At 71.2% G+C, this 6,611-nt stretch carries 7 protein-coding genes; 6 read left to right on the forward strand and 1 reads right to left on the reverse strand.

What is annotated here, in order from left to right; all coding sequences use genetic code 11:
- From Y705_RS16985 to Y705_RS0103215, 6 genes are all read left to right on the forward strand, one after another.
- Positions 1-1,026, forward strand: a 1,026-nt coding sequence (locus Y705_RS16985) for a glycosyltransferase family 9 protein (RefSeq protein ID WP_081737745.1), incomplete at its 5' end; no start/stop codon positions are given.
- On the forward strand, positions 1,023-2,024 hold the full coding sequence (locus tag Y705_RS0103195) for a glycosyltransferase (RefSeq protein ID WP_026531808.1): 1,002 nt from the start codon (positions 1,023-1,025) through the stop codon (positions 2,022-2,024). The genes Y705_RS16985 and Y705_RS0103195, both read left to right, overlap by 4 nt.
- On the forward strand, positions 2,021-3,313 hold the full coding sequence (locus Y705_RS16990; protein ID WP_049822195.1) for a glycosyltransferase: 1,293 nt from the start codon (positions 2,021-2,023) through the stop codon (positions 3,311-3,313). Before Y705_RS0103195 ends, Y705_RS16990 begins: the two co-directional genes overlap by 4 nt.
- Before the next feature lie 50 nt (positions 3,314-3,363).
- A complete protein-coding gene (locus Y705_RS16995; protein ID WP_049822205.1) occupies positions 3,364-3,993 on the forward strand; it encodes a D-sedoheptulose-7-phosphate isomerase in 630 nt (209 codons plus the stop codon).
- Entirely contained in the window at positions 3,990-5,357 is a 1,368-nt protein-coding gene (rfaE2, locus tag Y705_RS0103210) for a D-glycero-beta-D-manno-heptose 1-phosphate adenylyltransferase (protein ID WP_026531809.1), read from the forward strand. The genes Y705_RS16995 and rfaE2 overlap by 4 nt, the downstream gene beginning before the upstream one ends.
- A 48-nt stretch (positions 5,358-5,405) precedes the next feature.
- Positions 5,406-6,131, forward strand: coding sequence for an SDR family oxidoreductase (locus Y705_RS0103215; RefSeq protein ID WP_026531810.1), 726 nt, complete (start codon positions 5,406-5,408; stop codon positions 6,129-6,131).
- Here the strand turns inward: Y705_RS0103215 and Y705_RS17000 are convergent.
- Positions 6,097-6,611 (reverse strand): glycosyltransferase family 9 protein (locus Y705_RS17000; RefSeq protein ID WP_162149027.1); only part of this gene is annotated, 515 nt, incomplete at its 5' end. The two genes, Y705_RS0103215 and Y705_RS17000, sit on opposite strands and share 35 nt — an antisense overlap.

Raw genomic sequence — 6,611 nt, forward strand, 5'->3', positions numbered from 1 at the left:
GTCGCCGCAGGCCGGTATGGTGCGGCGAACGACGTCGTGATGGTGTGCGGGCCGCAGGGTGCGCCGGCCGCGCGACTGCTTCCCGGGGTGAGCGAAGTCTTCACCTGGGCGGCACCCTGGATCGTGGACCCGGCCCCGGCGGTGACCGCGGCACTGACCGCTTCCCTGGTGGACTTCGTTGCGGGTGCGGGCATCGAGGAAGCGGTGATCCTCACCTCGTTCCACCAGTCGCCGCTTCCGCTGGCACTGCTGCTGCGGCTTGCCGGGGTGGGCCGGATCACCGCAGCGTCGGTCGACTACGCAGGAAGCCTGCTCGACGTGCGCCTGAAGCCCGGCGAGGATTTCCCCGAGGACCAGCCCGAAGCGGAGCGCGCGCTCGGTATTGCCGCTGCGGCAGGTTTTCCCCTGCCGAACGACGACGACGGGCGCCTCCGGGTCACGGAGCTCCCCGACGTTCGCCACCTGGTAGGGGAGGGACCCTATATCGCGGTCCATCCGGGAGCGGCCGTGCCGTCGCGGGCGTGGCCGCCGCTGCACCACGCCGCTGCAGTGGAGCTGCTCACCGCGGCGGGCTTCCGTGTGGTGGTGACGGGCGGCCCGGGTGAGCGGGAGCTGACGGCCACCGTTGCAGGACCCGAGGGTATCGACCTGGGCGGCCGCACCGATCTCCCCGTCCTGGGAGCCGTACTGCAGGGGGCGACCGTGGTGATCACCGGGAACACGGGGCCGGCGCACCTCGCCGCCGCCGTCGGAACGCCGGTTGTCTGCCTGTTCTCGCCCGTGGTGCCGGCGGTGCGCTGGGCGCCGTACCGGATCCCGGTCGAGCTGCTGGGGGACCAGCATGCGGCCTGCGCCGGAAGCCGGGCCCGGATCTGCCCGGTCCAGGGGCATCCCTGCCTGTCCGGGGTGTCCCCCGAGGACGTGGTGGAGGCGGTGCTGAGGCTCACCTCGGGAGTGACATCGCTGGGCTCACGCCGCAGCATCGGGCGCACCGACGGCAGACGCCAGAGAAGGGGAACCCGATGAGGATACTGCTGTGGCACGTTCACGGGGGGTGGACCGACGCGTTCGTGCGGGGGGACCACACCTATGTCCTGCCCACCAGCGCCGAGGGCGGCCCCTGGGGCCTCGGGCGGGCGGGCCGCGACTGGCCGAGGACCGTCCTCGAGGTGGCGTTGGAGGACCTGCGGGACCAGGACTTCGACGTCGTGGTCCTCCAGCGGGTCGAGGAGATCGCCGAGTGCACACGGCTGCTGGGCAGGACGCCCGGCCGCGACCTCCCCGCCGTCTTCCTCGAGCACAACACGCCCAAGGGCGGGGTGCCTGCCACGCAGCATCCGCTGCAGGGCCAGACCGACATCCCGATCGTCCACGTCACCCACTTCAACGAGCTGTTCTGGGACAACGGGCTGGCGTCCACCACAGTGATCGAGCACGGAATCGTGGACCCCGGCCACCGGTACACCGGGGAGCTGGAGCAGCTCGCGGTGGTCATCAACGAACCCGTCCGCAGGGGCCGCGTCACCGGAACCGACCTGCTGGGGCGCTTCACGGACCTTGCCCGGCTGGAGGTGTTCGGCATGGGCACCGCGGGACTGCCCCAGGCGACGGGGCTCGACCCGGCACGGGTGCGGATCGGCGGTGATCTTCCGACGGCGCAGCTCCATGCACGGCTGGCGCGCTCCCGAGCCTATCTCCACCCGATGCGGTGGACCTCCCTCGGACTGGCGCTGCTCGAGGCGATGCATCTCGGCATGCCGGTGCTCGTGCTGGCCACCACGGAAGCGGCACGCGCTGTGCCGCCCGGTGCCGGTGCCGTGTCAACGGACGTCGAGGACCTCCGCCGTGCAGCGAGGATCCTGATCGAGGATCCGGACGAGGCGCGGGCGCGCGGTGCCGTTGCACGCGCGGCGGCGCTGAGCCGCTACGGACTGAACCGATTCCTTGCCGACTGGGACAGCGTCCTTGAGCGGACAGCAGGGCGCTCCCGCGTCCTGGCGGTAACCGAGAGGAGAGCCCAGTGAAGATATCGATGGTGTCGGAGCACGCCAGTCCATTGGCAGCGCTCGGAGGCGTGGACGCCGGCGGCCAGAACGTGCACGTCGCGGAGCTTTCACTCGCGCTGTCGAGGCGCGGGCACGAGGTCACTGTGTACACGAGGCGGGACGACCCCTCCCTTCCTGACCGCGTGCGCACCGGGCCCCGGCTCGAGGTGGTCCACGTGACGGCCGGGCCGGCGCGCGGAGTCGCCAAGGACGGCCTCCTGCCCTACATGGGTGCGCTTGCCGATGGCATCTTCGCCGACTGGGGTAACCGGCCGCCGGAGATCGTGCACGGCCACTTCTGGATGTCCGGCCTGGCGGCGCTCGACGCCGCGGGCCGGTCGCACGCCGCCGGCAGGCCCGTCGAGGTGGTCCAGACCTTCCATGCGCTGGGCACCGTCAAGCAACGGCACCAGGGGGCCGACGACACCAGCCCCGCCGACCGCATCCTGCTCGAGGCGATGGTGGCACGGAGTGCACGCCGTGTGGTGGCCACCTGTTCCGACGAGGTCTTCGAACTCAAATCCATGGGAGTCGCCGGGAACCGGGTCTCCATCGCGCCCTGCGGGGTCGACCTCGATCTCTTCACACCCTCCGGTCCGGCCGAACCCAGGGGCAGGGCCCATCGCATCGTCAGTGTGGGGCGCCTGGTGCCGCGCAAGGGCATGGACCTGGCGATCCGCGCGCTGCGCGAGCTCAAGGACAGCGGACACGACGACGTCGAACTGGTGATCGTGGGCGGTCCGGGCAGTTCCACGGGGCTGGAGGGGGATCCGGAAGCCCAGCGGCTGAAGTCCCTTGCCCGGACGCTGGGTGTCGAGGACCGGGTGGAGCTGCGCGGGCAGGTCCAGCGGGACGAGATGCCCGCGCTCCTGCGCAGCGCCGACGCCGTGGTCTGCGCTCCCTGGTACGAGCCGTTCGGCATCGTGCCGCTGGAGGCCATGGGCTGCGGGGTGCCGGTGGTCGCCGCCGCCGTGGGTGGGCTCGTGGATACGGTGGTGGACGGTCGTACCGGGCTGCACGTTCCGCCGCAGGACGCAGGGGCGATTGCCCGTGCCGTGGCGGAGATCCTGGCCGACCCCGAGTGGGCTGCCGGGCTGGGCCGGAGCGGCTACCGCAGGGTGCGCGCGCGGTATTCCTGGAGCAGGATCGCAGCCGACACCGAAAAGGCCTATCAGTTGGCATTGCGCGGCGGCAGTGCTGCGTCGGCGGACACGGACCGGCTGGGCGTTGCCCGGCACCTGGAGAGTACTGGAGGGAGGGCGCTGTGAGCGCCGAAGCAAGCAGCCTGTTGACGCCCCTGCACGCTGGTGAGCCGCAGGTGGAAACGGCGCCGGAGGCGACCCCATCGTCAGCGCCGGAACCGGATCCGGGGGAACTGGTCCGGAATCATCTCCGGGGCGTGATGCCGGCCCTTCAGTCGCTGTTCGCCCAGTCCGACCACCTCGCGCGGTGGGGAGTCGAACTGGCTGACCGGCTGATGGCCGGTCAGCGCGTGCTCGCCGCCGGCAACGGCGGTTCGGCGGCCGAGGCGCAGCACCTGACAGCCGAGCTCGTGGGCCGGTTCGACGGTGAACGGGAACCATTCTCCGCGATCTCGCTCCACGCGGAATCCTCCGCCGTCACCGCTATCGCGAACGACTACGGATTCGACCAGCTGTTCGCGAGGCAGGTCCGGGCGCACGGGAGGCGCGGCGACATCCTGGTGCTGCTGAGCACCAGCGGAAAGAGCCCCAACCTCCTTTCCGCGGCGGCCGCCGCACGGGATGCGGGCATCACCACCTGGGCCCTCACGGGCGCCGGGCCCAATCCGCTGACCGACTGCGTGGACGAGTACGTCGCCATCGAGGCGGGGTCGGCCAACGCCCAGGAAGGCCACCTGATGGCACTGCATGCGATCTGCCGGGCGTTCGACGCCGAGGTGCTGGGCCGTCGGAGGGCAGGACGATGAAGGTCCTCGTGGTGGGCGACGTCCTGCTGGACATCGATCTCTCGGGAGATGCGGGCAGGCTGTCGCCCGATGCACCGGTTCCCGTCGTCGACGTCGACGCCGTGCAGCGCCGTGCCGGAGGAGCCGGGCTGGTGGCCCGGATGCTTCAGCTCGACGGGCACGAAAGCGGCCTCGTCACGGTCCTCGGACGCGACGACGCCGCCGGCTTGCTGCGCGCCGAACTCGACGGCATCGCCGTGACCTCCGGGCCCTCGGGAGCCCCCACGCCGGTCAAGACACGCGTCCGTGCCGCAGGACAGGCGGTGGTGCGCTTCGACGAGGGGTGCGCGAAGCCGCCCGTGCCGGAGTGCACCGCCCACATGCTGGCCGCACTCGGATCCGCTGACGCGATCGTCGTGGCCGACTACGGCCGCGGGCTCACGGCGAACCCTGAGCTGCGAGCGGCGTTGTCGCAACAGCTCGGACGGATCCCCGTGGTTTGGGATCCGCACCCGGCCGGAGCCGCCCCGATTCCCGGCGTCACCGCCGTCACCCCCAACCTCGGCGAGGCCCTGCGTTTCACCGGAGTGGAGGGGAGCGGTGCGCAGGCCGCCGCCTCGGCGGCAGAGGTGCTGCTCACGCGGTGGGAGAGCCTCGCCGTCGTGATCACCCTGGGTGAGCAGGGCGCGCTCGTCGCGACACGCGATACCCTCGCCCAGGTCATCCCGGCTCCGCGGGTCTCGGGGACCGACCCCTGCGGCGCGGGGGACCGCTTCGCCTCGTCGCTCGCCGTGAGCCTCGCTGCCGGCCTCGCCGTGGACGCGGCCGCGCAGGCTGCAGCGGAGGCAGCGGCGTCGTTCCTTGCGGCGGGAGGCGTGTCAGCCCTCTTCGCACCGAAAGTGGACGAGCCCCGTGAGCTGAACGTTCCGGGCCTTGATGCACTGAACGTCGCCCGGCGCACCCGTGAGGCCGGTGGCACGGTGGTGGCCACCGGCGGGTGCTTCGACCTGATCCACGCCGGGCACGCCCGCACCCTCGCCGCCGCACGGAAGCTGGGCGACTGCCTGATCGTGTGCCTCAACTCGGACTCCTCGGTCCGGCGGCTCAAGGGTGACTCACGGCCCATCATGGGCCAGGAGGACCGCGCCGAACTGCTGGCGGCCCTTGAATGCGTCGACGCGGTGCTGGTCTTCGACGAGTCGACGCCCGAGGACGCGATCGCCCGGATCCGTCCCGACATCTGGGTCAAGGGCGGCGACTACGCGGCCGAGGACCTTCCGGAGGCGAAGCTCGTGAGCAGCTGGGGCGGATGCACCGTCACCGTTCCCTACATCCCGGCGCGGTCGACCACCAGACTCGCCGCCGCGCTCGCCAGGGTGGGCTGAGCCGCCTACATTTCCAGACAGTTCCAGCAAGGCAATCGAAAGGAAGACATGACGCTCGAAACAGCCAGCACCGTCTCCGGCAGTCCCTTCAACCCGGGACGCGTCCTCGTGACGGGCGGTGGCTCCGGACTCGGGGCCGCCGTCGTCCAGGCCGTGCTCGCGGCAGGGGGAACTCCCGTGGTGCTCGACCTCGATATCAGCCGCGTCACCGGCGTCAAGGCGTTCGCTGTCGACGTCGCGGACCGCGCAGCAGTCGAGGCCGCCGTCACGGAGGCCGCCGAGACGATGGACGGGCTCGACGCCGTGGTGACCGCCGCAGGGATCGACCGCTGCGGGGCGCTCGCCGACGTGCCTGCGGACCAGTGGGAGAAGGTGGTGGGCGTCAACCTGTTCGGCACCGTCTCCACCGCCCGTGCCGCACTTCCTCACCTGGTGGAGACCCACGGGCGGGTGATCACCATCGCGTCGACGCTCGGCATCAAGGCCGTGGCCGACGCCACCGCTTATTGCGCGTCGAAATTCGGGGTGATCGGGTTCTCACACGCGCTGGCTGCGGAGACCAGCGGCCAGATCGGCGTCACCACCATCATCCCGGGCGGCATGAAGACGCGGTTCTTCGACGACCGCGACGAGCAGTACAAGCCGCAGGACGACTCCCGGCTCAATGATCCCGAGCGTGTTGCCCAGGCCATCCTGTTTGCGCTCTCACAGCCCAGGGGGTGCGAGATCCGCCAGATGGTCATCGCCCACGAAGAAGAAGGCTCGTGGCCGTGAGTTCGCGGATGTCCTCGTAGACCTCTGCAGGCTTGACCGTGCGCACGAATGAGTTCTCGTGCTCGCAGCGCTCGGCGGTCCAGCCCACCTGGGTGACGTCCACGCCGCAGACGGGGCAGGCCGTCACCCAGGAGAGATGGACCCGGTGCAGGGTGCGTCCCAGTGCGCCGGCGTTGATGACGTTGCCGATCCAGTAGATGCCGACGGTCGGGGTCCCGACCGCCTGCGCCAGGTGCCGCGGGCCGCTGTCATTGCCGACCAGGACGGCGCTCGCCTTCAGCACGCCGGCGAGTTCCCCGAGCGACAGCTTTCCGGCGAGTGAGGAGATGTCGGTGCCCGGCGCGCTCGCGAGCGTGAGGCGCACGATCTCGTCGGAGGCCGCTGCGTCGCCGTCGTCACCCACCACCACGACGCGGCTCCCGTCCCGCGCGGCGAGCGTGGCGACGGCAGCGAACGACGACGCCGGCCAGCGCCGTCGTG

The sequence above is a fragment of the Arthrobacter sp. H41 genome (assembly GCF_000520535.1).
GTDB lineage: Bacteria > Actinomycetota > Actinomycetes > Actinomycetales > Micrococcaceae > Arthrobacter_D.